We start from the raw sequence: 25,999 nt of genomic DNA on the forward strand, positions 1-25,999 counted from the left end.
CAACAGGCCGGGCTCTTTATAAGTGAAGCCGCTGGATTAGACCAGCTTCTCCAGCTCAGGGACTGCTTCGAACAGATCCGCCACGAGACCGTAATCGGCCACCTGGAAGATCGGCGCTTCTTCATCCTTGTTGATCGCAACGATCACTTTGGAGTCTTTCATACCGGCCAGGTGCTGGATCGCGCCGGAGATACCAACGGCGATGTACAGCTGTGGCGCAACGATCTTGCCGGTCTGACCGACCTGCATGTCGTTCGGTACGAAACCTGCGTCAACCGCAGCGCGCGAAGCACCGACGGCTGCGCCCAGCTTGTCGGCCAGGGCGTACAGGTGTTTGAAGTTGTCGCCGTTCTGCATGCCACGGCCGCCGGAAACGACGATCTTGGCAGCGGTCAGCTCTGGACGATCGGACTTGGCCAGCTCTTCGCCAACGAAGCTCGAAGTGCCAGCGTTGTGCGCAGCAGCGACTGCTTCAACGGCAGCCGAACCGCCTTCAGCAGCAACCGGGTCGAAACCGGTGGCACGCACGGTGATCACTTTGATCGCGGCGGTCGATTGCACGGTAGCGATAGCGTTACCGGCGTAGATCGGGCGCTTGAAGGTGTCAGCGCTTTCGACCGAGATGATCTCGGAGATCTGGTCAACGTCCAGCTGCGCGGCAACGCGCGGCAGGATGTTTTTGCCGTTGGAGGTGGCAGCAGCCAGGATGTGGCTGTAGCCAGCGCCAAGCTCTGCGACCAGCGGAGCAACGTTTTCCGGCAGCTGATGCGCGTAAGCCGCGTTATCAGCGTTCAGGACTTTGCTCACGCCAGCGATTTTCGCAGCAGCTTCAGCCACGGCGCCAGCGCCTTGGCCTGCAACCAGAACGTGGATGTCGCCGCCGATTTTGGCCGCAGCAGCCACGGTGTTCAGTGTGGCCGGGGCCAGCACTTTGTTGTCGTGTTCAGCAATAACCAAGATAGTCATTTAGATTACCTTCGCTTCGTTCTTGAGTTTTTCAACCAGTTCAGCCACGGACTTGACCTTGATGCCTGCGCTGCGTGCCGCCGGCGCTTCGACTTTCAGGGTCTTGTTGGTGGAGGCGGTGGAAACGCCCAAAGCGTCCGGAGTCAGCACTTCGAGAGGCTTCTTCTTGGCTTTCATGATGTTTGGCAGAGACGCGTAGCGCGGCTCGTTCAAACGCAGGTCGGTGGTGACGATTGCAGGCAGTTTCAGCGAAACGGTCTGCGCGCCGCCGTCGATTTCGCGAGTCACGGCAACGCTGTCACCGGAAACTTCGACTTTCGAAGCGAACGTGCCCTGACCGTAGCCGCTCAGTGCCGCGAGCATCTGGCCGGTCTGGTTGTTGTCGCTGTCGATGGCCTGTTTGCCAAGGATCACCAGCTGCGGCTGTTCCTTGTCGACCACAGCCTTGAGCAGCTTGGCCACGGCGAGCGAGGTCAGATCTTCAGCGGATTCGACGAGGATGGCACGGTCGGCACCCAGAGCCAGTGCGGTACGCAGCTGCTCCTGAGCGGTGGTCGGGCCGATGGAGACGACGACGATTTCAGTCGCAACACCTTTCTCTTTCAGGCGTACGGCTTCTTCCACTGCGATTTCGCAGAACGGGTTCATCGACATCTTGACGTTGGCGAGATCGACGCCGGAATTGTCCGCCTTGACGCGAACCTTGACGTTGTAATCCACAACGCGTTTGACAGCTACAAGAACCTTCATGGATTCCTCGTTACTCTCCGGTGAAAAGAAAGTCGCCTAGGCGAACCTGGCGGTTGATGCTCATCGGGCCTACAAGGGCACCTCTAAAAACGCCGACTCGGGTCTGCAGGTGGATTCCCGGTGTGAGGACCTGCGACCGTTCGTCAGTGGTGACCGACAAGTCATTGATCCTGACCCGGTGTAAAATGCGCGCCAGACTGCGCTGCGCATCACCTTTTACTGCCTGTGCCCTGTCTTTAGACGTGCTCTTGAAACCACCAGTCTGCCTACGACGAGCGCAAAACCGCCCGTATCTTGACCGGAACGCCTATTCCGGTCAATACAGCAAAATGACCATTCATAAGCCGCGCTTCTTTGATTTCTCTGGTCTGGAGCCGATTCAAACAAACGTTTGTATTGGACGCTAGGAGTGGTGTAGATATAATGCGCCGCCTAGAGAGAAAGGTGGTTTGCCCATTATTACCCTTGACGTTAACGTAAAGGCAATAACGGATCGACACCGAACCTCCAAATTAGAAAAAAAACTGTTGAGCCTTGAGTAGGAGATAGCCTGTGGAACGCGAATACATGGAATTCGACGTGGTCATCGTCGGTGCCGGCCCCGCTGGCCTGTCCGCCGCCTGCCGTCTGAAGCAGAAGGCCGCCGAAGCCGGTAAGGAAATCAGCGTCTGCGTGGTCGAAAAAGGCTCCGAAGTCGGCGCACACATCCTCTCCGGCGCCGTGTTCGAACCACGCGCTCTGAATGAACTGTTCCCGGACTGGAAAGAACTTGGCGCGCCACTGAACACGCCTGTCACCCGCGACGATATTTTCGTGCTGAAAAACGCCGACAGCGCGCAGAAGATTCCTGACCTCTTTGTGCCCAAAACCATGCACAACGAAGGCAACTACATCATCTCCCTCGGCAACCTGTGCCGCTGGCTGGCCCAGCAAGCCGAAAACCTCGGTGTAGAAATCTACCCGGGCTTCGCCGCTCAGGAAGCGCTGATCGACGAGCAAGGCGTGGTGCGCGGGATCATCACCGGTGATCTGGGCGTCGACCGCGAAGGCAACCCGAAAGAAGGCCTGTACACCCCCGGCATGGAGCTGCGTGGCAAGTACACGCTGTTCGCCGAAGGCTGCCGTGGCCACATCGGCAAGCAACTGATCAAGCGCTACAACCTCGACAGCGATGCCGACGCTCAGCACTACGGCATCGGCCTGAAAGAAATCTGGGAAATCGACCCGGCCAAACACCAGCCAGGCCTGGTGGTGCACACCGCCGGTTGGCCGCTGGACATCATGGGCACCGAGAACACCGGCGGCTCGTTCCTTTATCACCTGGAAAACAACCAGGTGGTGGTCGGTCTGATCGTTGACCTGTCCTACAGCAACACTTACCTGTCGCCGTTCGACGAATTCCAGCGCCTCAAGCATCACCCGGTGCTGGCGCAGTACCTGGAAGGCGGCAAGCGCATCAGCTACGGCGCCCGTGCGATCTGCAAAGGTGGCCTGAACTCGCTGCCGAAAATGGTCTTCAAGGGCGGCGCACTGATCGGTTGCGACCTCGGCACCCTGAACTTCGCCAAGATCAAAGGCAGCCACACCGCGATGAAGTCCGGCATGCTCGCCGCTGAATCGGTGGCTGACGCACTGTTCGCGGAAAAGGACGGGGCTGAAGAACTGACCACTTATGTGGACGCGTTCAAGAAGAGCTGGCTCTACGACGAACTCTTCGCCAGCCGCAACTTCGGCCCGGCGATCCACAAGTTCGGCGCCATCGTCGGCGGCGGTTTCAACTGGCTGGATCAGAACATCTTCGGCGGCAAACTGCCGTTCACCCTGCACGACACCAAGCCGGATTACGCTTGCCTCAAGCTCGCGGCCGACTGCAAGAAGATCGACTATCCGAAGCCGGACGGCAAACTCAGCTTCGACAAGCTCAGCTCGGTGTTCATCTCTGGTACCAACCACGAAGAAGAACAGCCGTGCCACCTGAAGCTGACCGATCCAAGCATTCCGATCAGCAAGAACCTGCCGCTGTACGACGAACCGGCGCAGCGCTACTGCCCGGCCGGCGTGTACGAAGTGATTACCAAGGAAGACGGCGAGAAGCGCTTCCAGATCAACGCCCAGAACTGCGTGCACTGCAAGACCTGTGACATCAAGGACCCTTCGCAGAACATCACCTGGGTCACGCCGGAAGGCGCCGGCGGCCCGACTTATCCGAATATGTAAGTCGAAACGCTGAACACCAAGGCTCCCGAAACGGGGGCCTTTTTGTTGCCCACGATTCCGCTAGCACCACAAATCCCTGTGGGAGCTGGCTTGCCAGCGATGGGGCCGTGTCAAACGACATCACGGCAAACTGAACCACCGCTATCGCTGGCAAGCCAGCTCCCACAGGGAGTGTGTAAATCCTCAGGCAGCGCGCTCGTCACCCGGGCTGCGCTCGAAGTAGCGCTTGTATTCGCGGCTGAACTGCGACGTACTCTGATACCCGACCCGATGCGCCACCTGCGCCACGCCCAAGCCCTCCGCCACCAGCAACGTCTGCGCCTTCAACAACCGCAAACGCTTCAGATACTGCACCGGCGACAACAACGTACTGCGCTTGAAATGCTCATGAAAGGTCGACACGCTCATGTTCGCGCAACCGGCGAGCGTCTCGACATTCAATGGCTCGGTGTAATGCGCATGCAGATGACTGATCGACGCCGCCACCCGCGCAAACTGCCCCTGCTGCTCGACCAACGCGCGCAACACATCGGCCTGCGGCCCGCGCAACGCGACAAACAACAATTCCCTTACCCTCGCCGGCCCGAGAATCTGGCATTCCAGCGGATCGTGCAGGCAGCTCAGCAAGCGCTCGACACAACCGCGCATGTCATCGTCGAGCACCACCGAAGTCATCGACTCCGGCGTCTGCGCCGGAATATGCCGCCCCGGCGCCAGGCCCATGGCCAGCACCAACTCACCGAGCAACACCCGATCTATCGCCACCGACACCCCGAGCAACGGCGCATCCGGCAAGGCAAACGTCTCGCACTCGAACGGCACCGGCAGCGCCTGAATCAGGTAATGCCCAGCGCCATACTCCATCGTGCGCGGCCCAAGGAATGCCAGTTTACTGCCCTGGGCGATGATCATCAGGCTCGGTTCATAAATGTGCGGGCCACGGGCAACGTCGCAACTGGCGCGCAACACTTGCACACCGGGCAACCCGGTCGGGGAATAACCATCGCGCAGCGCCAACGGCTCGATCAACGAAACCAGCCGGGCATTGGCATCAAGATGACGGGTTAATTGCATCAAAACTCTTCACTGAAAATGTGGCGGAAAAAGGGATAAAAGCATCATCGCAGATCCTTTTGCCAATACGACCGATCAAACCCGCATCCCGGAGGATTAGGCATGAGACCCGGAGGAATCGTCATGGCCGACCGGTCAGTCGGCGCCCAGAATGCGCCGCCTCACTTGTTCCTGCTTTTGCGAGGTTTCACATGTACACCGCCATCGGCTATGCCGCCCAATCGGCCACCACCCCCCTCGCCCCGATGAAGTTCGAACGTCGCAGCCCGCGCGCCGACGACGTCGCCATCGAAATCCTCTACTGCGGCGTCTGCCACTCCGACATCCACCAGGCCCGTAACGAATGGGGCATCGCTGTTTACCCGCTGATGCCCGGCCACGAGATCGTCGGAAAAGTCACCGCGATCGGTGCGAATGTCACTAAACACAAAGTAGGCGATCTGGTCGGGGTTGGCTGCATGGTCGACTCCTGCCGCACCTGCGAAGCCTGCCAGTCGAACCTTGAGCAATACTGCCTCGAAGGCCCGACCATGACCTACGCCACCCCGGATCGGGTCGATGGCAGCAACACCATGGGCGGTTATTCGGACAGCATCGTGGTCAGCGAACACTTTGTCGTGCGCATCCCGGAAAGACTCGCGTTGGCCAGCGCGGCACCGATTCTCTGCGCTGGCATCACCACCTACTCGCCGCTCAAGCACTACGGCGTCAAGGCCGGCGACAAGGTCGGAATCCTCGGCATGGGTGGCCTCGGCCACATGGGCATCAAGTTTGCCAAAGCCATGGGCGCTGAAGTGACGTTGTTTACCCGCTCAGCGAGCAAAGCTGAAGAAGGTCGTCGTCAGGGTGCCGATCACGTGATCGTTTCCACCGACGCCGAGCAGATGAAAGCTGCCGCGGGTTACTTCGACTTCCTGCTCGACACCATTCCAGTGCAGCACGATCTCAACCCGTACCTCGACACCCTGCGCTTCGATGGAGTGCACATTCTGGTTGGCCTGATCGAACCGATCGATCCGCCAGTGCACGCCGGCAAACTGGTGATGAGCCGTCGCGTATTGGCCGGTTCGTTGATCGGTGGCGTCGCCGAAACCCAGGAAGTGCTGGACTTCTGCGCCGAGCACAACATCACCTGCGACATCGAAATGCTCGACATCCGCCAGATCAACGAGGCTTATGCGCGCATGATCGCCGGCGACGTGAAGTACCGTTTCGTGATCGACATGGCGACGCTCAAGGTTTAAATCTTCAGACCGAGCTCCGCCGAGAGCCGGGCTGTGACCCCTTTGATCAGGGGAATCAGCTCGGCCATTTTTTCCAGCGGCATGTACGGCACGGTGCTGGCGATACTGATCGCCGCCACGATGCCCTTGCTCGCATCGCGAATCGGCGCCGCCACACAGCGGATCGACGGTTCGTTGTCTTCCAGATCGAAGGCGTAGCCACCTGCGACGTATTCGGTCATGCGCTGCTCAAGCTGTTCCCACGATTGCTGGGGATGCTGCGGCCAGAACTGACTTTTCCCACCGGCCGGCAGACTGATGTCGTACAGACGCTGCCAATCTTTCGGCGAGTCATCGAGCATCAACGCCTTACCGATCCCGGTGCGCGCCAACGGCATGCGATGGCCGACCCGCGAGCGCATTTCCGGGCCATTGCGCCCCGGGTTCTTCAGCAGATACAGCACTTCATCGCCTTCACGAATCCCTAAGTGCACGGTGTCGCCGGTCAATGCCGACAATTCGTCCAGATACGGCCCGGCCAGGGTCACCAGCGGCAACTCTTCGCGCGCCTGGAAACCCAGTTCGATCAGCTTCGGCCCGAGCAGGTAACCGACTTGCGGCACCACGCGCAGGTAGCGTTCATCGACCAGACAACTGGCCAGACGATGGGTGGTGCTGCGAGTGGTGCCGATCAGCCGGGCAATCTCCTTGAGATCACGGGCGCCACTGGCCACCGCTTGCACCACACCCAAGCCACGCAACAGCGTCTGCGTGCCGGTGGGTGCGGCGTCCTTGGTTTTTTCCGGGGCGTCTTCCTGCATATCCAGCCTTTTACCGTTGAGCGAAGGAACGGGCGGCATTATGGTCGCCCGACGCAGACCACTACAACTCGATACGCTCGACCTTGCCGACCAGCAGCACGTAGGACAGTGCACCGATCAAGGCGAGCACCGCAATATAGGTGATCGCCGGCGCGAACGAATCGCCGCTGGCAAGGAAACCGATCACGATCGGCGTGGCAATTGCCGAAAGGTTGCCGATGAAGTTGAACACCCCGCCGGTCAGGCCAAGCAAGCGTGCCGGCGCCAACGTCGAGACCAGCGACCAAGTGATCGAAGCCAGCCCGTTGCCGAAAAACGCCAGCGCCAGAAAGGCAATCACCAGCGGCGTCGACTCAACGAAGTTGGCGCCGATGATCGAGGTGGAAATCAGCAGTCCGCCAATGATCGGCAACTTGCGCGCAAAACCTACCGTGTAGCCGCGCCGAATCAGGAAGTCTGAAAAGAACCCCGAACACAGCACGCCGACGAACGCGGCGAGGAACGGCAGCGACGCCAGCAGGCCGGACTTGATGAAGTCCATGCCACGATATTTCACCAGATACGTCGGGAACCACGTGAGGAAAAACCACAGCGTCGAGTTCAGGCAGAACTGGCCGAGGTAGATGCCCCACAACTTGCGTTTGGTCAGCACGATGCCCAAGTCGGTCCAGCTGAATTTGGCTTTGACCTTGGCCGTTTCCTGCTGAATATCAACCAGACCACCGCCCTCGCGGATCAGATCGATTTCCGCTTCGTTGGCGCCTTTGAAATCCCGTGGCTCGCGATACACCGCGTACCAGATCGCCGCCCAGATGATGCCTACCGCGCCGGTCGCGACGAACACCATGTGCCAGCCGAATTCGTGTTGCAGCCAAGCCAGAACCGGGGTGAGGAATGCCAGACCGACGAACTGCCCTGACGTGTAGAAACCGATGGCCGTGGCGCGCTCGCGCTCGGGAAACCAGGTTGTCACCACGCGGCTGTTGATCGGGTAAGCCGGGGCTTCCAGCGCACCGACCGCCATCCGCAGCACAAACAACGCGATGAAACTGGCAGCGAAACCGAGCATCACCGTGGCCACAGACCACAACAACAAAGCGACGCTATATAGAATGCGCGGCGGCACGCGGTCGACCAGCCAGCCACCGGGGATCTGCATGGCGGCGTAGGTCCAGCCGAACGCAGAGAAAATCAGGCCGACGTGAATCGGATCGATGCCCAGCTCACTGGTCAGCGCTGGCGCGGCAATCGACAGGTTGCTGCGGTCGAGGTAGTTGATGACCACGGTGATAAACAGCAACACCATGATGAAAAACCGCTTGCGGCTGGGCGTGACTAAAGACGCCTGCCCGGTGAGGGTTTGCGGTTGCATGGGGAGAGCCTCTTTTTATGTTTATTGAGGTCGGCCTGAGGCCTGATCGTTCCCACGCTCCGCGTGGGAATGCAGCCAAGGACGCTCCGCGTCCCAAAAGCGGACGCAGAGCGTCCATTGAGGCGTTCCCACGCAGAGCGTGGGAACGATCTCATCGGGTGTGTCAGGCAGGACTCACCACTCGGCAAAGCTGCCATCGGCGTGGCGCCAGATCGGGTTGCGCCAGCGATGCCCGACTGCCGCACGCTCGATCACGTATTCCTCGTTGATCTCGATGCCCAGGCCCGGCCCGTTCGGAATCTTCACGAAGCCTTTGTCGTAATCGAACACCCGTGGATCTTTCACGTAATCGAGCAAGTCGTTGCTCTCGTTGTAATGGATGCCCAGGCTTTGCTCCTGGATAAACGCGTTGTAGCAAACGGCGTCCAGTTGCAAACACGCCGCCAGCGCAATCGGCCCCAGCGGGCAATGCAGCGCCAGCGCGACGTCGTAGGCTTCGGCCATGTTGGCGATCTTGCGGGTTTCGGTGATACCACCGGCGTGGGAAGCGTCCGGCTGAATGATGTCGACGTAGCCTTCGCTCAACACCCGTTTAAAGTCCCAACGCGAAAACAGTCGCTCGCCGAGGGCAATCGGCGTGCTGGTCAACGGCGCCAACTCTTTCAACGCTTCGTAGTTTTCGCTCAACACCGGTTCTTCGATGAACATCAGTTTGTACGGGTCGAGCTCCTTCATCAGCACCTTGGCCATCGGCTTGTGCACGCGGCCATGGAAGTCGACGCCGATGCCGACGTTCGGCCCAACCGCATCACGCACGGCGGCAACGTTGGCCAGCGCCAGATCGACTTTTTCAAAGGTATCGAGGAATTGCAGCTCTTCGGTGCCGTTCATTTTCACCGCGGTGAAGCCACGGCTCACCGCCTCTTGCGCCGCACGCGCAGTGTCGGCCGGACGGTCGCCGCCGATCCACGAATACACGCGAATCTTGTCGCGCACCTGACCACCGAGCAGATCGCTCACCGACACCCCGAGGGCCTTGCCCTTGATGTCCCACAGTGCCTGATCGATACCGGCCAGCGCGCTCATGTGGATCGCGCCGCCACGGTAGAAACCGCCGCGATACAGCACCGTCCAGATGTCCTCGATGTTGCGTGGGTCTTTGCCGATCAGGTAGTCGGACAATTCTTCGACGGCAGCGGCAACGGTGTGCGCGCGCCCTTCAACCACAGGCTCGCCCCAACCGGTCACGCCCTCGTCGGTTTCGACCTTGAGGAAGCACCAGCGCGGCGGGACGATGAAGGTGGTGAGTTTGGTGATTTTCATCTTTTTGTCTCTCTTATAGATGCAGCGCACGCAGCGCCAAAAAGTCTTAGCGAAGGGCCTTCCACGCGGCCACGTAGGCCTTGGCATTCAACGCCACTTGCTGCGGCGTCATGCCCGGTTTGAACAGGCCGGAACCGAGACCGAAACCTTTCACGCCAGCGTCGATAAACGCCTGCATGTTGTCCGGAGTGATGCCGCCGACCGGCGCCAGCACCGTCCCGGCCGGCAACACCGCGAGCCAGGCTTTGACGACGGCCGGGCCCATCTGCTCGGCCGGGAACAGCTTGAGAATGTCCGCGCCCTCCTCCAGCGCCGCGAACGCTTCCGTGGGCGTGGCGACACCCGGCGACAGAAACAGCCCCGCCGCTTTCGCTGCGCGCAAGACCTTGGCGTCGCTGTGCGGCATGACGATCACTTGGCCACCGGCTTCCTTCACCAAACCGACCTGTTCCGGCGTCAACACCGTGCCGGCACCGATCAGGCAATCGGCGGGCAAGGTATTGCGCAGGATGCGGATACTTTCGTACGGCGAAGGGGAATTGAGCGGTACTTCGATAACGCGAAATCCGGCTGTATAAAGGACTTCTCCGACAGCGGCGGCTTCCTGCGGATGCAGGCCACGCAGAATCGCGATCAGACCGTTTTGCGCCAATGCTTGCTTGAGCATGTCAGGCCTCCAGTCAGGGTTAACGGGATGAGGAATCGATCAGTCCGGCGGCCAGCGCCAGTTGCCACAAACCACGCTCGGTGGCCTGCTCGGCCAGCGTCACGTTGGCGAAGCCACAGGCATCCAGCGCGCGGCTGTAGCGCGCACAGAGTTGCGCGTTACCGATGAGGATGATCGAAGGGAGATTCGGATTGTTGCGGCGACGCCGCTGAATCGTGGCCAGCGCCGCCAGTTCATGGCCGATCATCAGGCCGGACAGATAATCCGCCTGCGCGGTCGGGCTGAGTTCGCCGGTCAGACCCAGGGTACGGGCGCTGAACAACGTCGACAGCACGCCGAGTTCGCCGTCCGCCGACAGAGCAATCTGCACACCACGGTCAAACGCCTGAGCATCGAACGCCGCGCCTTGCTTCAGGGTCCGGCCGAGAATGCTGTGCTCGCTGAGCACAGCGAACACTTCGCCAGTCATGAACGTGTCGAAATGAGTGATGCAGCCATCGACCACGTCGACCCATTTCGAGTGGCTGCCCGGCAGGCCGATCAACAGATCGGCACCCGCCTCAATCGGCAGATTCTGCAGCACACCGAGCACTTGGGTTTCTTCGCCACGCATCACATTCGGCAGACGCGAACGCTGAATCACACCCGGCACGATATGCACGAGAGTGCCGCGCAGACTGACAACTGTTTGTAGGGAGTTTCCGAGATTGGCGACGTTCGCCGGCGTCTCGCAGTAGGCCGCTTCACGCCAGCCCTGTGCGCTGCCAACCATGCCGCAGGCAATCACCGGCAGATCCGGCTGCGCATCGAGCCAGTCGCCGCACGCCTCGTCAAAGGCCAATTCAAAACCATCGGTGCATTCGCGACCGTTGATGATTTGCGGGGTCTTGGGCAACTGCATGATCCCGGACGACAGCGCGCGCTGCTCCAGCACCACACCACCCGCCGCGAGTTTGTAAGCACGTAATGAGGTCGTCCCCCAGTCGAGCGCGATCAATTGCGCCAGCATCGCTTCACCTGTTTTGTTTTTGGCAGTGAGTGCGACGGACTATAGACCTCCCAGGCCTGAAATCTCAATATGTAATTTTGCATCCCATATTATGGGACGGAATCAGTCCATTTTGTCCAGCGCTGAACGACATCCAGATCATTGTTGATCAGGATCCTCACTGTTTCGTACTCGCTGGATCCCACCTCATGCGTGTGGCCCTTGTCGTCAGTTACTCCGGGCTCCCGGCGTCCGTCAGCGCGAATAATGGTGTACGCCGCGAAGGGTGCCGGGTTTTCCTCTGAACCTGAAACTACCTTCAGCTTCGTGTTGTTCGGCGCAAACGAGGCCAGCATGCCGGCATAGGGCACGTCGCTACAGAGTCCGAGGCTGTCAATCTGGTCATAGCCGAGCGTCAGGTCATAGCGCCAGCGCACGATGCACACTGAGGCAAAAGGCAGCAACGACCTTGGTTGGTCGGGCTGTTTGAGCGAAATACGCGCGGGTGCCACGCGCGGATGTTCTATTGCGGCAATGAACCGCGACGTGGGCATGTACATGACTTTCGAGTAATACGCCACGAACGGGAACGCGGTGATCACCACCTTGCACGGAATGTATTCCTGCGGTTTGAGGATCTGCACCAACTCAACCGGTCGGATGTGGTTTCGGCCGTCATTGACAGCGTGATTCTCGACACTGATATTCGCGAACATCTCATAGCGACGATCGCCTTCGATCACGCGCATGCCGCTGACGATTCCCGAGGCTTCCAGAACGATTTCATGTTCGATGGAAAAATCCGCATCGCCATTCAACGAGCAATGGATCCAGGTACCAATCTGCCCTCGTCGCCCATGATCCTCATACAGGTCAATGAGGTTTCGGTCTGAGGTGAAACGCAGGTCGTAAGAGGAAGATATCTTGTGATTGATCGAGACAAATTCAAGCCTGGCGGGTGGGACATTGAGGTGCAGGCAAGATGAACACAATAAAAAACCGGCAATCAATAAAACCTTGTAGATTTTTCGATTCATTAGCGGTGTTCCTCCTGAATCACACACGGTTGCAACTGTTGAAATGAATATTCAAGATCACCCGCCGAATACAAAGTTTGATCCCGAAACAATAATTCGGCTTATTTATCCAAAGCACAAAACAACTGACTCATCACTCCAAGCCATCGATTTTTTTTAAAAAATCTTTGGAAGGAATACGCATAAATTCCGAAAAGTAGGTTTTATATTTTGTTGTATGCACTCTGAATGTACACACAACGAAATCATTCGCCATTAAAGCTCCGCGCAACCCATTACCATCAAGAATACGCTCCTTACCCTGCACTTCGCCGGTCTCTTTAAAAATAACTCTGGCGATATACTTTCCTTTCGACGGGTTTTCACTCACCTCAACGATACCGTTGCCGTAGAGCTTCTGATAATGGCCTATAGAAAAATCCAGATCAGCACCCAAGGTGCAAACCAGTTCCTCGCCAATTTTAGACTGGAACAACCCCAACAAATCGGTATGACTTGAGAAACCAATGAAGAACGAACTTCCACTCGAGCTAAGTGAAACCGCTCTGTAATCAAGAGCGGCAATTGGCCTGCCATGATTCGAGGAACATGAGCAACAAAACAATAGGGCAAGCGTCAACAAAAATCTATTCAAAGTCTATTTCTCCCTTAGATAGCCAAGTATAGAGTCTGCCAACAGCTGGCGAGCGGACTTACCCCCATCCAGTTTTTTATCGAACATGACATCCGCATCTGCGTGATTGACATCAACTCGGCCACTGACATCAGGACCTGAAGTTATTTCCCATTGCTCACCAAAGTCCGCGACAGTATCAGATATGTCTCGATTCTTGATTTTATCCGCACGGATATTTACCCAGAACCCCGCCTTTGGTTCAGGTTTTCGCCTGTAAATGGTTGAAATACCATATACGATCTTTCCCTGCCCCACGGGATCTATCGTTATCAGCATTTTGACCTTATAACCCTTATCGGTCAAAACACTGGAGAGGTGTGCGCCGTTCCAACCGCCCAAACTGTGTCCTATGATATAAACAGGCGTGGATTTTTCAGGAACTTCAACCAATACATTTTTGGCCAGGTCCTCATCGGTCAGGAATTTATTATAAGCCAGTGCTTTCATGTCGCACTTCGACAAATAGCACAGCGCTGCAGCATCAGCCTCTACTTTAGTTCGAACATGACTCACGTTCCAGTTCGGCCCACTGAGGTAGTAACTTTCCTGGTCTCCCGCACCACCGACAAACAAAATGAAGACTTTCTTCATGCTGATCGCAATGATTTTGGCGCACTTATCTTCTGGCTTGGTTAATTCAACGCTCCCCGCGTCTCTTTTAGCCAAAGGTTCCAGGCTCGCCGCATTCTCTCCTGCCATATCAGTCACTCAACAAATAATTTAATAGTTTCAGGTAAATGCGAGCTGACGGTATGGGTAAATCCCGACGCATCGGTAACGCCATGTTCTTCACTGCCGTTACCGCGCTGAATCGTGTAGGGGTGATAAGGCACAGGCTCTCCAGTTGCCTCATTCACTACTTGCAACCTGTCCGTAAAATGCACCGGCATCGGCAACAACCCGCTAAACGCCGCCCCTCCACCACTCTGGCCAATGATCACCGTCCCCGAACCACCCACCACGACATTGCCGTGGCCGCCGGTGCTGTCGAGCGTCGCGGCATTCAAGCCGTTGATGAAAACGGTGCCGGAAACGGCTCCGGTAATCGGGCTGCCACACGCCGATTTATCGGTCATGCGCGCAGCGGCGAGGCCGTCGAAAAAGACGTCGGGCGAGCCGGAAACAATCGGGTTGGTGCCATGCCCTGGCAGTGGGCAGGCGGTCGGGTCGGTGACGCGTGCAGCGGGTTTACCACTCAATTCAAAGCTCCTTGCTTCAGGGGTTCCGGGTGCGGCTGATGAATATCGATGTCGGTCGCGGCGAAGCGCCAGCGGTTGTCGACGGGGTCGAACAGGGCGTGGCAATGCTCACGGCTGTCGGGGGGTCTAGCGAATTGCAGATGCTGCCAGGCTTCGTCGACCTGCCATGCCAGCTCGGCAGGCGTCGCATCGTCGAGTTCGTTGAGCCAGGCGTTGTAGTGGCGCAAGTGATTGCGCTCGTAAGTCGATTGCAGCAGATCGGCCATTTGTGCGCCGAGGTCGAGATGATGCTGGGCCGTCCACTGGCCGATCTCGGAATAGACGTACCAGCCCATCGGCATCAACCCGCCGTCCTTGAGCAGCGAATGCCCGGCGGGGGCGACAAAACCGCAACAGACATGTAGTGTCAGCCAGCCTTGATGGGCATCGATAAACGCCGTCGGATCGAAGGTGCGCAGCGCTATCACGCGGTAATCGGCGAGCCCGGCACTGCGCGTCATCAACTCGGCATCAAGGCGTGACACGAACGCACGAATGGCAGTGCCGCCCGTGCTGTTCGTCGTACAGAGAATGTCGACCGGTTGGCGCTGGGGGTTGTCGCTCGAGCCTGAGTTTTTCACCAGGCCATACAGACGCATTGTCGCCCGTAGTCCGCTCATCGCCGGTCACTCGTTGACGCAGCGAAGGCTCCACGGGCGTGGAGAAGTTGTGCCAGAGGCATTGCAGGTGTCGTCCGTGAGCGCGCAAAAATGGCGCGTAGAATGCCGGACTAGAGCGCTGGCGACAATCGAATTAGTACTGGATTGCCATCATTGTTTTCAGCCCTCGGCAAACTCGCGCAGGACCTGGCCATCCATACGGTAGCGCACCCACTCTTCCTGCGGTTGCGCGCCGAGGGATTTGTAGAATTCGATGGCCGGCGTGTTCCAGTCGAGCACGCTCCATTCGAAGCGGCCGCAGTCGTTGTCGCAGGCGATTTTCGCCAAGTGCCGCAGCAAGGTTTTGCCGGCGCCGCCGCCACGTTGTTCGGGGGTGATGTAGAGGTCTTCGAGATACAGGCAGTTGCTGCCGAGCCAGGTCGAGTAGCTGAAGAAGAACACCGCGAAACCGATGGGCAGACCATCGCGCAGGCAGATCAAACCGTGGGCGGTGGCGCCTTCGCCGAACAGGCTGCGTTCGATGTCGGCAACGCTGGCGATGACTTCGTGGCGGGCCTTTTCGAAATCGGCGAGTTCAGTGATGAAGGCGAGGATTTGCGGGGCATCGCTGGGGGTCGCCGGGCGGATTTCGATCGTCATTGACGGGCCTTGTCGGAAAAGGAAAACGCCATACTAAGGCGGTAAGCGGCGCTCGTCACATGGCAAAACGGCGGATACCCTCTCGCGATGCTTCAAACGCCGCCACTCCCTGTGGGAGCGAGCTTGCTCGCGAATACATTCTGTCATTCAACAATGCAGGTGACTGTAAGGGCGCCTTCGCGAGCAAGCTCGCTCCCACAGGGACTTCGACAATCTGAAAGGATGCTTATGAACCTAGATAGTTTTACGCCCGTGGAGGCATTGGCAGCAGAGTTGCTGCCCCACGCTCTGGAACCGTCCGACGATGGCGCTCACGACCTCGCGCACCTTCAGCGGGTCTGGCACAACGTGCGTACGCTGCATACAGAAGAAGGCGGTGATCTGGAGGTTCTGCTCGCTGCGGTGCTCCTGCACGATTGCGTGGCTGTCGAGAAAAACTCGCCACTGCGCGCGCAAGCCTCGCGTCTGGCGGCAGAAAAGGCTTCATCGGTGCTCGCCGAAATGAATTGGCCCAGCGAAAAAATCACGGCCGTCGCCCACGCCATCGAAGCCCACAGTTTCTCCGCCAACATCACTCCGCGCACCCTCGAAGCGAAAATCGTCCAGGACGCCGACCGTCTCGACTCGCTGGGCATGCTCGGCGTCGCCCGTACCTTCTACATTGCCGGACGCATGGGCTCGGCGCTGTACGACCCGCAGGATCCCGAAGCGAAACAGCGCGACTACGACGACAAACGTTTTTGCCTCGATCACTTCCAGACCAAACTGCTGCACCTCGCCAACGGTTTCCAGACCGCAGCCGGCCGGCGTCTGGCGCAGGTCCGTCATCAACGCCTGAAAGGTTTCATGGAACAATTCAAGGAAGAGATCGGCATCGCCTGAGGGTTACTCCGGCGCACAGCGATCCTGACGTCGCCAAGCTCAGACTTAATCCGCTCACTTGGCGTGGTAAACAGATGACGCTTAATTTTTTCCGGTCAAGGAACCGCGTCATGTCGCAAGCAACACCCACGGTATCGAGCAAGCTGTTCGGCCTGTTCTGCCTCGCCAGTTATCTGTTGTCGTTGTCGTATGGTTCGACGTTTTTGCTGTCGCTGCTGATCGGTTCGCGCGGTGGCAATGAACACGATGCCGGCAGTGTGATTTCGGCGGCGATGGTCAGTACGTTTGTCGCGGTGCTGGTGTCCGGGCATTTGTCGGACTGGCTCGGGGCGGCGCGTTCGATTGCAGTGTTCGGGCTGTTGCTGGTGGTGGCGAGCCTAGGTTTTGCGCTGACGCCGGGGTTCGGTCATTTACTGCTGTTTTTCGGTTTGTTGTTGGGATTGGGCTGGGGCGTTTTTTACACCTTGGGGCCGATTATCGTTGCCAGTCTGGTGACGCCGGCGCAGCGGGCCAAATATTTCGCCTTGCTGTCCGGCAGCATGATGACCGGCATCGGCAGCGGGCCATTACTGGGTCGTGCGGCGAGTGCATTGGGGTTGCCGGTGACCTCGGCATTTTATCTGGCGGCGCTGGCAAGCCTGATCGGGGTGCTGCTGTTCTGGCAGCTTGGCGCAAAACTGAAAAGTACCCAAGCCACAACCGCTGCAAGAATCACCTGGCAGACGACCACTCAAGTGCTCGGTTCACGCGCCCTGTTTCCGATCATCATGGTCGGTCTCGGCGGCTGCGTATTCGGTGGCCTGTCGAGTTTTCAGACAAGTTATGCCGCCGCCCTTTCGCTGGATTATTCGTTGTTCTTTCTCGGCTTCATGAGTGCCGCGATCAGCAGTCGGATGCTGATCTCGGGATATGTCGTCAAGCGTGATCCATTACGCGCATCGTGCCTGCTGTCGGGACTGATGCTGGGTTCGATTGTGCTGTTCGCGTTCGGTGTGCACAGCGGATTCAGCTATCTGTTGGCGGCGCTGATGCTCGGCGTCGGTTATGGCCTGACGTATTCGGTAATCAATGGCCTCGCCGCCAACGAAGCACCGGCCGGCACCACATCGCAGGCGTTGCTGCTGTTCAGTCTTTCGTACTTTATTGGTGTGTTCGGCTTTCCGTTGCTGGCCGGAAAAATCATCGTCGAACAGGGGATGGCAACGTTGCTGCTCACGGTGTTGGCGGTGGCGTTGGCCAACTGGCTGATCACCCTTGGTCGCTTGCTCTGGCGCCGAATCAACGCCAAAACCGCAGCGACGATCTAGACCGTTCGTCGTTCATCAGGCACCAATCCAATCCGAGGGCAGACCAACGACAGGTAAGGATTCCAATCACTGGAGAAGCCCTATGATCCCGTCAAGGTTGACCGCTTTCGTATTCAGCGCCCTGCTCTGCCCTGCGGTTTTCGCCGCATCCGCCACCGCTGCGGGCACCGGCCCTACCGATCCGACCCCGCCACGCGCGCCCGCCATCAACAGTGCCCCCGGCATGAATACCGATGGTTCCGGTGTACCCCTGATCAATCAGCCTCCCGCCACCGGCACCGATCCGCGCACTCAGGGCAGTGACCCGGGTCGTCAGGGCGGCATGAACACTCCCGATGCCCCCGCCACGCCAGACAACGCGGGCCCCGGCGTCGGCTCGAAAACCACCACTGGTGGCTCCGGTTCCGAAGGATCCGGTCAGTAGTTCGCCGACGCGAGCGTCCTGTTCACATCCACGAAGAGGTAACCATGAACGTCGATAAAAACCTGGAAAAAGAAGTCCTCACCCGCCTGCTGCATGCTCATCCGAGTGGTCTGGGCAAGGAGGTGCTGGACAATTACCGGGGCGAGAAGGTTGTGGCCAGCGCCCTCGCCGCTTTGCAGGATCGTGGACTGATTCACCACGGGCATGTGACCTGCAACGAGGCTGGCGAACATTCGTTGAACCTGCCGATCAAGCTCAGTGCTGCTGGCGTTGAAGCGGCACGCAAGCTGGATAGCTGAGCGATATGATCGTGTGATCGTGTGATCGTGTGATCGTGTGATCGTGTGATCGCTAATCATGCAGGAGCTGCAATTGGCTGCGATCTTTGCTTTTAGAAGATCAAAAGATCGCAGCCTTCGGCAGCTCCTACATTGGATCTGAGGCGAACATAAATCCCCTGTGGGAGCGAGCCTGCTCGCGAAAGCGGTAGATCAGGCGCCGCCGGAATCGAGGATAAACGCATCCACCTCAGCCGCTCCCGGCGAAGTCGCCGGCCCCCAGCGCGTCACCGCAATAGCCGCTGCCGCATTCGCCCGCCGCGCCGCTTCATGGGCAGACAAACCCTGCGCCAATCCGGCAATAAACACCCCGGCATGGGCATCACCGGCGCCATTGCTGTCCACGGCTTTCACGGCAAACCCCGGCACATGCCGACGCTCGTTGGCCTGTTGAATCCAGCAGCCTTGCGGCCCGTCACGCACAACCATCAGCACGTCGCTGGGCAGATGCTCAGCGAGACGATCAAGCGCGACCGCGATGTCTTCAGCACCGGTAAACCGCAGCGCTTCAACACTGTTGCTGGTCCACACATCAATGCGTGGCAGCAGCGCTTGCATCATCGGCGAGTCGGGCGATTCCACCAACGGGCCCGGATCGAAAACCACGTTGATCGCGTCCGGTAACGCCAGCGTCCAGTCGAGCAACGCTTGCGCTTTACCCTCGTGCAACAGGCTGTAGCCGCTGAGATAAACATAATCGCCCGCCACAACCGCAACGCTGTTCAGATCCTCTTCGGTCACCTCACCTTCAGCGCCGATATAGGAAATGAAACTGCGCTCCGCCGACGCATCGGTCAGCGCCACACACAAACCGGTGTCTTTCTGCGCGGGTTCGGTGATGCCGATGTGAATCCCCTCGGCGTTCATCGCCTGGCGCGCCAGATCGCCGAAACGTCCGGTGCCATGCCGGCCAAGATAAACCACCGGCAAACCATTACGCACCGCCGCCGCCATCACATTGAACCCGCCGCCCGCTTCAAAACCGGCCGACTGCGCCAGCACGTCACCGCCAATCTGCGGCAGCTTATCCACGGCCATGACCAGGTCGATGATGACCTGGCCGGTGTGCAACATCTTAGGCATGAGCATTCTCGGTTTGCGCGGCGCGGCGATCTTTCGCCCCGCCGAGGACGAAGTAAATGCCACCAGCGACGACGAAGGTCACGATCCAGCCGAGGCCGTTGTGGCCCAGCCACGAGTCGGACAGGAAGCCCTTGAACCAGACGTTCTCGGCAGTGGTGCCGATGGTGGTGAAACTGAAGCCGAGGACGATGGCAATCGCCCACGCGCCGAATGCGCGCCATTCGATGCCGCCGCGATACCAGTAGGCACTGCTCGGGCTGACGTCGAGCAGGTCTGTCGGGCTGTAGTAGTGACGGTGAATCAGGTCGACCACAAAGATCCCGACCCATGCGGTGATCGGCACCGCCAGCAGCGAAATGAAAGTAATGAACGGCCCGTAGAAGCTGTCCGCAATCAGCATGAAGTAGATCGAGCCGGCGAAGATCGCGACGATATCGACCACTACCGCGTAGACGCGCTTGACCTTCAGGCCGAGGGTCAGCGTGGTCAGACCGGCGGAGTACACCGACAGGTTGTTCGACAGCAGCAGGCCACCGAATGCGGTGATCAGATAAGGCACCGCCATCCAGGTTGGCAGCATGTCGCGGATCGCCACGATCGGGTCAGTCGCCGACGCTAGGTCGTTGTTGCCCACCGAGAGCAAACCGCCGAGGGTGATCAACAGCACCAGCGGAATACCCGCACCAAACGCGGCAGACGCGACCAGACGCACAGCCTTGACGCTGCGATGCTGGTAGCGCGACATGTCGGCGCCAGCGTTGGCCCAACCGATACCGGTACCGGCGGCCATGGTGCCGATGCCGATGATCATTGCGCTCATCGGTGCGGGCGTGGCGTTGAACACCGCGCTCCAGTCGATGGTTGCGCAGAGGAAGCCACCAACAAGGATGTTCAGCGCGCCGAACACGTAGGTCGCCCACTTCTGGATCACCAGCAAGGTCGCGTGGCCGAGGCCGGACACCGACAGGGTCAGCAGCACAAAAATCGCGATGAAGATCAGCGTCAATACCGGTGCGCTTTTCGCTTCGACCGGCGAGCCGAACAGGATCGAACACAACGACAGCAGCACGAACGCGGCGGTGGTGGTATTGACGGTTTCCCAACCGAGACGCGACATCAGCGAGACCAGCGTCGGGCCGATATTGCCGCGCACGCCGAAGATCGCTCGCGACAAGGTCAGGCTCGGCGCACGACCACGGCGACCGGCAATCGAGATGATCCCGACCACCGCAAACGAACCGGCAGCGCCGATGATCGCGACGATGATTGCCTGCCAGATCGCCAGCCCGCGAAACGCCACCAGCGTGGCGCCCAATGGCAGACCGAGGATGGAAATGTTGGCGGCGAACCAGACCCAGAACAGCTGCAGCGGGTGGCCGTTGCACTCGGCTTCCGGCACCGGTTCGATGCCGCGGGTTTCCAGTTGCCCGGCGCTTTGCCCGGCGTTTGATGAACTCATGAAGGTGCTCCTGTTTGCCTTTTTTGTGGTTGTGGCAATTGATGCAAAACGACAAGACATCGCGGCCGTCCTCGGCCTGTCTGTGCGATCCATTGCGGGTGAATATTCGATTATGCGGTGCGCCTATCGCTGGCAAGCCAGCTCCCACAGGGATCAGGGTGTACACAAATGTGTGTTCACAGCAAAAACCTGTGGGAGCTGGCTTGCCAGCGATGGCGTCAGTTCACTCAGCGCAAAGCCAACAGCCCCTGCACCAACGGCTCAAGCTGCAGATGATTAACGGCCTTCACCGTATCAATCATCTCGGCAGGCCAACACTCAAGGCCCAGGCAGGCCCCCAGCATCGCGCCAAGAATCGCCGCGATGGTGTCAGTGTCGCCGCCCAGACTGGCAGCCATGCACAGCGCATCAAACGCGCTCATTTCACCGACCGCGACTTGCTGCGCCAGTGCAAACGAGACCACCACCGATTCCTGCGACGCCACCGAGGTGCCGATCACGTCGTAAAGCAAATCGGCGAGCAGGGCCTTGTCGCTATCGACGCTGATGCTGCGTGCCCAACTGATGCGTGACGCGATACGTCCACCGGCAACCCAGTGGCCGTGCTTTTCCGCTTGCTGAGCGATTTGCTGACCGAGGTTCAACGCCTCGCCCAGATCCATGCCATTGATGCCCGCAGACACCACCGCCGCCACCGCCGCCGCGCTGGAAATCCCCAGCGTGGTGTTGTGAGTCACTTGGCAGGCCTGCACTACCGCCGCAATAAAACGCTCAGAGTCGGTCACGTCTGACGCAATTCCCACCGGGGTAATACGCATCGCCGCGCCGTTGGTGGTGCCATAGCGTCCGGCCTCTTCCGGCGAATGCCCGGCAAGGATCATTTCGATCGCGCGCTTGGTCGACGGCCCAAGCAAATCCTGCGAGCCCTTGGCCTGCATCTCGGCTTCCCACTCGATCAAACGTTGCGCGAGGATCGCCGGCTCGATGCGACCCTTGCCTTCGACCAGCAACTCGCCGACCAGGATTGCCTGTTCGGTGTCATCGGTGATCGAGCCTTTGGGCATGTTCGCGGCAATCGGTTGCAACGGACCGGCGTCCTGCAAATCAGTGATCTTGCCGAAGCGGGTCTGGACGGTTTCGCGGTTCAGCGATTGCGTCGGCATGCCCAGCGCATCACCGAGGGCCAGGCCATAAAACGCACCGAGGGCACGGTTGAGCGCGGTCATTTCGATTCTCCAAATTGCAGGTGCAGACGAAAATGCACCGGGTCGAGCAGGCTTTCGACCAGCTCCATGAAACGGTTCTGGCGGTCGTAGGTGGTGCGCAGGGCTTTGAGGAACACCGTGCCTTCCGGGCGTCCGAGCAGTTCAGCGTCGACGGCGTTCAACGGTTCGGCGCCGATCCATTGATCACCGCGCTCGCCGATGTAGCCGTAAGCGGCCAGGGTGATGGTCAGGGAATTGTCGATCAGACCGACGCGCGGCAGGCTCTCCAGGCCGCCGGTAGCCGGCATCAAAGAACGTTCAAGGGACACCAGCGTGCCTTCGGTGGAACGGCGACGACGGTCGAGGGTGATGAATTGATCGGTGCCGAAACGCGCCATGAGATCGGGCCGGGTCACGGCTTCCAGACGCAACACTTCGGTATTGATCATCGCGCCGCTGTCGGCCAGCGCCTGCGCCCAGCCACTGCGTTGGTCGAGGGCGACACCATCGAAGGTGACGATCGAGCCGACGCCGCTTTGCGTGGCGATGTAGTTCCGCCGTTTCAGTTCGGCCAGCGCTTCGCGCAGCGTGCCTCGGCTGACCTGGAATTCTTGAGCCAACTGATGCTCGCCGGGCAACAGAAAGCCGTCCTCCATGAGGCCGCTTTCGATGCGCCGGACGAGTTCGTCGACCACCCGTTGTTTCTTGTCAAATCGTACCTGTCTAATCATGTACAAAGTGATAACCGAAACGGGCGTGGCCGAGCAAGGAATATTTGGGGATAGTGACGAAAGGCGGGAGAATCAAAAGCCCCTCACCCTAGCGCTCTCCCGGAGGGAGAGGGGACTGAATGGGGGATATTTGGGAGATACGTCGACCTGAAAGTGCTTTACCGAATCCATAATCGACGAGGTCTTTCAGTCGACGAATCACCTCGGTCGACCCTTCCCCTCACCCTAGCCCTCTCTCGGAGGGAGAGGGGACTGAATGGGGGATGCTCAGGAGGTTCGCCGACCTGAAAGTGCCTTGCTGAATCCATAATCGACACAATCTTTCAGGTCGATGTATCACGCCAGACACCTTGGTCGGCCCCCTCTCCCTCCGGGAGAGGGCTGGGCGGGCGGCGTTCCGATGAGGGTAGCCTTTGACTCAGCGTTGTTTCAGACGGTCGATCACGACGGCCAGCAGCAGAATCGACCCGCGAATCACGTACTGGTAGAAGGTATCAATATTCTTCAGGTTCATCGCATTCTCAATGATCGCCAAAATCAACACCCCGGCAATCACATGCCGAATCATGCCGATCCCGCCGCTCAACGACACCCCGCCCAGCACGCAAGCCGAGATCACCGTCAGTTCAAAACCCTGACCAATCATCGGCTGCCCGGAGGTCATCCGCGACGCCAGAATCACCCCCGCCAGCGCACCGATCACACCGTGCACGGCAAAGATAATGATCTTGGTCCGGTCAACGTTGACGCCCGCGAGCAACGCCGCTTCCTGGTTGCCACCGATGGCCATGGTGTTACGCCCGTAGGTGGTGTAATTCAGCAGCCAGCCAAAAAACAGAAAGCAGACGATGGTGATCAGAATCGGCACCGGCACGCCGAACAACTGGCCATTGCCGAAAACGAAGAACGATTCCTGCGACACGCCCACCGCTTTGCCGTTGGCAAAAATGTACGCCAGACCGCGAACAATCTGCATGGTCGCCAACGTGGTGATCAGCGCGTTGACGCGCAACTTGGCAATCACAATCCCGTTGATCAGCCCGACAATCAGGCCCATCACCAACGCTGCACTGACACCGAGAAACACGCTGTTGGTGTCACGCATCACCACCGCCGCGACCACGCCGGCGCAGGCAATCACCGAGCCCACCGACAAGTCGAAGTGCCCCGATGCCAGGCAGTACAACATGGTGCACGCGGCAATCCCGGTGGTGGAAATCGCCAGACCCAGACCACGCATGTTCAGCGGCGAAAGGAAGTTGTCGATCAGCAGCGTACAGGCAACGAAAATGCCCACAGCCGCCAGCAGCATGACCCAGTCATCGAGGAAGCGACGCATGTCCAGAGGTTTGCGTTCTTTGGGCAGGGTTTCGTTTTGGGTTGTCATCATAGTCACCTCTCAGTTCGCCACGCCGTCAGCGCGGTGGCGCGGCAAAGCCAGTTGCAGCAGGTTGGATTCATTGGCCTGGTCGCGGCTGATTTCGCCGCGCAGGGCGCCTTCGCAGAGCACCAGAATGCGGTCGGAAATGCCCATCACTTCCATCAGATCGCTGGACACCACGATCACCGAAATGCCGTCGGCGGCGAGGTTATGGATGATCTGGTAGATCTCGGCCTTGGCGCCGATGTCGATACCGCGCGTCGGCTCGTCGAGCAGCAAGACCTTCATCGGCATCGACAGCCAGCGACCGAGAATGGCCTTCTGCTGATTGCCGCCGGAAAGGAATTTGATCTGCTGGCCGGCATGCGGGGTTTTCACTTTCAGGGCTTTGATCTGTTTGTCGGCATTGCCCTTTTCCCACAGACCGCGAATCAGGCAACCGAGCCCCGAATGAGCACCACGTGCGCTGATGTTGATGTTCTCGGCGACGCTGGCCAGCGGGATGATGCCTTCCTTCTTGCGATCCTCCGGACAGAGCAAAATGCCCGCCGCAATCGCATCACGCGGTGAGCGCAACTTCAGTTCGTGACCGCGCAGTTCGAGGCGTCCGGCGGTGTTGCGCTCAAGACCACTGAGCAGGCGGAACAGTTCGGTGCGCCCTGCCCCGACCAGTCCGAACAGGCCAAGAATTTCGCCTTTGTGCGCGTCGAAACTGATCGGCTCGCGCAGGCCCGGGCCGAGCAAGCCGTCGACCTTCAGCGCGACGGCGCCGCGCGGACGATGGCGGTAATCGTAGATGTCCTGAATGTCGCGCCCGACCATGCAGGTCACCAGTTGATCGTGGCTCAACTGGCTCATGTCGTCGAAGGTGCGCACGTAGCGACCGTCCTTGAACACCGTCACCGCGTCGCAAATGCGGAACACTTCTTCCATGCGGTGCGAGACGTAGAGCACGACTTTGCCCTCGTCACGCAGACGGCCGATGATCGCCATCAAACGGTCGATCTCGCGGGCCGAGAGGCTGCTGGTCGGTTCGTCGAAGGCAATCACATGGGCGCCGCGTGACAACGCTTTGGCGATTTCCACCAATTGCCGCTGGCCGAGGGACAGGCGTCCGACCTTGGTCTGCGGATCGATTTCGTCGGCCAGGCCTTTCAGGCAATTCAAGGCTTGTTGGCGCAGCGTGCCGCGATTGATCAAACCGAAACTGGCCGGAAGATGGCCAAGAAACAGGTTCTCGGCGACAGTCATTTCCGGCACCAGATGCAATTCCTGGTGAATCACCGCGACGCCACTGCCGATGCTGTCGGCGGTCGACTTGAACGCCATGGTCTGTTCGCCGATCTGCAACTCGCCGCTGCTCGGGATGTAAGCGCCGCCGAGGATTTTCAGCAGGGTCGATTTGCCGGCGCCGTTCTCGCCCATCAAGGCATGAACCTGCCCCGGATGCGCGACGAAACTGATAGCGTCCAGCGCTTTCACGCCGGGAAAGGTTTTGCCGATCCCGCTGAAACGCAGGCTGCCGCTGGCGCTGTGTTGTGCTTGTGTCTGTACTTGCGCGTGCATAAAGCCACCTCT

Annotated in this window: 26 protein-coding genes; 6 read left to right on the forward strand and 20 right to left on the reverse strand. The window is 59.1% G+C overall.

Features of this window, described 5'->3' with window-relative positions; genetic code table 11:
* Positions 1-36: 36 nt before the first annotated feature.
* Together CQ009_RS06965 and CQ009_RS06970 are read right to left on the reverse strand one after the other, a co-directional pair.
* The gene (locus tag CQ009_RS06965) at positions 37-966 is read right to left on the reverse strand and encodes an electron transfer flavoprotein subunit alpha/FixB family protein (protein ID WP_034155324.1); all 930 of its coding nucleotides are present in this window, start codon (positions 964-966) and stop codon (positions 37-39) included.
* Positions 967-1,716 (reverse strand): electron transfer flavoprotein subunit beta/FixA family protein, encoded by a 750-nt coding sequence (locus CQ009_RS06970; RefSeq protein WP_007908338.1) that lies wholly within the window; start codon positions 1,714-1,716, stop codon positions 967-969.
* Positions 1,717-2,268: 552 nt separating this feature from the next.
* Here CQ009_RS06970 and CQ009_RS06975 point away from each other — a divergent pair.
* Positions 2,269-3,933: an electron transfer flavoprotein-ubiquinone oxidoreductase gene (locus CQ009_RS06975; protein ID WP_105705268.1), complete on the forward strand. Its 1,665-nt coding sequence runs from the start codon at positions 2,269-2,271 to the stop codon at positions 3,931-3,933.
* A gap of 183 nt (positions 3,934-4,116) precedes the next feature.
* On the opposite strand, the gene CQ009_RS06980 is transcribed toward CQ009_RS06975, so the two are convergent.
* The gene (locus CQ009_RS06980) at positions 4,117-5,007 is read right to left on the reverse strand and encodes an AraC family transcriptional regulator (protein WP_008085522.1); all 891 of its coding nucleotides are present in this window, start codon (positions 5,005-5,007) and stop codon (positions 4,117-4,119) included.
* Positions 5,008-5,198: 191 nt separating this feature from the next.
* Here CQ009_RS06980 and CQ009_RS06985 point away from each other — a divergent pair, with 191 nt between their 5' ends.
* A complete protein-coding gene (locus tag CQ009_RS06985) occupies positions 5,199-6,251 on the forward strand; it encodes an NAD(P)-dependent alcohol dehydrogenase (protein ID WP_105705269.1) in 1,053 nt (350 codons plus the stop codon).
* On the opposite strand, the gene CQ009_RS06990 is transcribed toward CQ009_RS06985, so the two are convergent.
* The 11 genes from CQ009_RS06990 to CQ009_RS07040 all read right to left on the reverse strand — a co-directional run bounded on the left by CQ009_RS06990 (position 6,248) and on the right by CQ009_RS07040 (position 15,611).
* Entirely contained in the window at positions 6,248-7,051 is an 804-nt protein-coding gene (locus tag CQ009_RS06990) for an IclR family transcriptional regulator (protein WP_007908330.1), read from the reverse strand. The genes CQ009_RS06985 and CQ009_RS06990 overlap by 4 nt on opposite strands.
* 61 nt (positions 7,052-7,112) lie before the next feature.
* Entirely contained in the window at positions 7,113-8,423 is a 1,311-nt protein-coding gene (locus tag CQ009_RS06995; RefSeq protein ID WP_064391478.1) for an MFS transporter, read from the reverse strand.
* A gap of 174 nt (positions 8,424-8,597) precedes the next feature.
* Positions 8,598-9,746 carry a galactonate dehydratase gene (gene dgoD / locus CQ009_RS07000; RefSeq protein WP_064391479.1) on the reverse strand — a complete coding sequence of 383 codons (1,149 nt, stop codon included), beginning with the start codon at positions 9,744-9,746 and terminating at the stop codon, positions 8,598-8,600.
* A gap of 46 nt (positions 9,747-9,792) precedes the next feature.
* Positions 9,793-10,413: a 2-dehydro-3-deoxy-6-phosphogalactonate aldolase gene (locus CQ009_RS07005; RefSeq protein ID WP_105705270.1), complete on the reverse strand. Its 621-nt coding sequence runs from the start codon at positions 10,411-10,413 to the stop codon at positions 9,793-9,795.
* Between the two features lie 19 nt (positions 10,414-10,432).
* On the reverse strand, positions 10,433-11,422 hold the full coding sequence (locus CQ009_RS07010; RefSeq protein ID WP_105705271.1) for a 2-dehydro-3-deoxygalactonokinase: 990 nt from the start codon (positions 11,420-11,422) through the stop codon (positions 10,433-10,435).
* Between the two features lie 89 nt (positions 11,423-11,511).
* Complete coding sequence (locus CQ009_RS07015; RefSeq protein ID WP_146117528.1) at positions 11,512-12,438, reverse strand: hypothetical protein; 927 nt, start codon at positions 12,436-12,438, stop codon at positions 11,512-11,514.
* 133 nt (positions 12,439-12,571) lie between these two features.
* Complete coding sequence (locus tag CQ009_RS07020; protein WP_105705273.1) at positions 12,572-13,072, reverse strand: hypothetical protein; 501 nt, start codon at positions 13,070-13,072, stop codon at positions 12,572-12,574.
* 3 nt (positions 13,073-13,075) lie between these two features.
* The gene (locus CQ009_RS07025; RefSeq protein WP_064391484.1) at positions 13,076-13,813 is read right to left on the reverse strand and encodes an alpha/beta hydrolase; all 738 of its coding nucleotides are present in this window, start codon (positions 13,811-13,813) and stop codon (positions 13,076-13,078) included.
* 5 nt (positions 13,814-13,818) lie between these two features.
* Positions 13,819-14,313: a PAAR domain-containing protein gene (locus tag CQ009_RS07030; protein WP_064391485.1), complete on the reverse strand. Its 495-nt coding sequence runs from the start codon at positions 14,311-14,313 to the stop codon at positions 13,819-13,821.
* Positions 14,310-14,972: a hypothetical protein gene (locus CQ009_RS07035; protein WP_105705274.1), complete on the reverse strand. Its 663-nt coding sequence runs from the start codon at positions 14,970-14,972 to the stop codon at positions 14,310-14,312. Before CQ009_RS07035 ends, CQ009_RS07030 begins: the two co-directional genes overlap by 4 nt.
* Positions 14,973-15,131: 159 nt before the next feature.
* The gene (locus CQ009_RS07040) at positions 15,132-15,611 is read right to left on the reverse strand and encodes a GNAT family N-acetyltransferase (protein WP_007908312.1); all 480 of its coding nucleotides are present in this window, start codon (positions 15,609-15,611) and stop codon (positions 15,132-15,134) included.
* 228 nt (positions 15,612-15,839) lie between these two features.
* Here CQ009_RS07040 and CQ009_RS07045 point away from each other — a divergent pair, with 228 nt between their 5' ends.
* From CQ009_RS07045 to CQ009_RS07060, 4 genes are all read left to right on the forward strand, one after another.
* Positions 15,840-16,493 (forward strand): HD domain-containing protein, encoded by a 654-nt coding sequence (locus CQ009_RS07045; RefSeq protein ID WP_105705275.1) that lies wholly within the window; start codon positions 15,840-15,842, stop codon positions 16,491-16,493.
* A 110-nt stretch (positions 16,494-16,603) separates the two neighbouring features.
* Positions 16,604-17,800, forward strand: coding sequence for an MFS transporter (locus tag CQ009_RS07050; RefSeq protein WP_105705276.1), 1,197 nt, complete (start codon positions 16,604-16,606; stop codon positions 17,798-17,800).
* Positions 17,801-17,882: 82 nt separating this feature from the next.
* On the forward strand, positions 17,883-18,224 hold the full coding sequence (locus CQ009_RS07055; RefSeq protein ID WP_007908306.1) for a hypothetical protein: 342 nt from the start codon (positions 17,883-17,885) through the stop codon (positions 18,222-18,224).
* A gap of 44 nt (positions 18,225-18,268) precedes the next feature.
* Positions 18,269-18,523: a hypothetical protein gene (locus tag CQ009_RS07060; RefSeq protein WP_092279308.1), complete on the forward strand. Its 255-nt coding sequence runs from the start codon at positions 18,269-18,271 to the stop codon at positions 18,521-18,523.
* Positions 18,524-18,715: 192 nt separating this feature from the next.
* On the opposite strand, the gene CQ009_RS07065 is transcribed toward CQ009_RS07060, so the two are convergent.
* The 6 genes from CQ009_RS07065 to araG all read right to left on the reverse strand — a co-directional run bounded on the left by CQ009_RS07065 (position 18,716) and on the right by araG (position 25,987).
* Complete coding sequence (locus CQ009_RS07065) at positions 18,716-19,645, reverse strand: PfkB family carbohydrate kinase (RefSeq protein ID WP_105705278.1); 930 nt, start codon at positions 19,643-19,645, stop codon at positions 18,716-18,718.
* On the reverse strand, positions 19,638-21,104 hold the full coding sequence (locus CQ009_RS07070) for a cytosine permease (RefSeq protein WP_038364464.1): 1,467 nt from the start codon (positions 21,102-21,104) through the stop codon (positions 19,638-19,640). The genes CQ009_RS07065 and CQ009_RS07070 overlap by 8 nt, the downstream gene beginning before the upstream one ends.
* Positions 21,105-21,331: 227 nt before the next feature.
* Positions 21,332-22,330, reverse strand: coding sequence for an ADP-ribosylglycohydrolase family protein (locus CQ009_RS07075; protein ID WP_105705280.1), 999 nt, complete (start codon positions 22,328-22,330; stop codon positions 21,332-21,334).
* Complete coding sequence (locus tag CQ009_RS07080) at positions 22,327-23,040, reverse strand: GntR family transcriptional regulator (protein ID WP_064391493.1); 714 nt, start codon at positions 23,038-23,040, stop codon at positions 22,327-22,329. The genes CQ009_RS07075 and CQ009_RS07080 overlap by 4 nt, the downstream gene beginning before the upstream one ends.
* Positions 23,041-23,458: 418 nt before the next feature.
* A complete protein-coding gene (gene araH, locus CQ009_RS07085; protein WP_026000669.1) occupies positions 23,459-24,427 on the reverse strand; it encodes an L-arabinose ABC transporter permease AraH in 969 nt (322 codons plus the stop codon).
* Between the two features lie 12 nt (positions 24,428-24,439).
* Positions 24,440-25,987, reverse strand: coding sequence for an L-arabinose ABC transporter ATP-binding protein AraG (araG, locus tag CQ009_RS07090; RefSeq protein WP_105705282.1), 1,548 nt, complete (start codon positions 25,985-25,987; stop codon positions 24,440-24,442).
* Between the last annotated feature and the right edge of the window lie 12 nt (positions 25,988-25,999).

It is taken from the genome of Pseudomonas sp. MYb2, assembly GCF_002979955.1.
Classification (GTDB): Bacteria; Pseudomonadota; Gammaproteobacteria; order Pseudomonadales; family Pseudomonadaceae; genus Aquipseudomonas.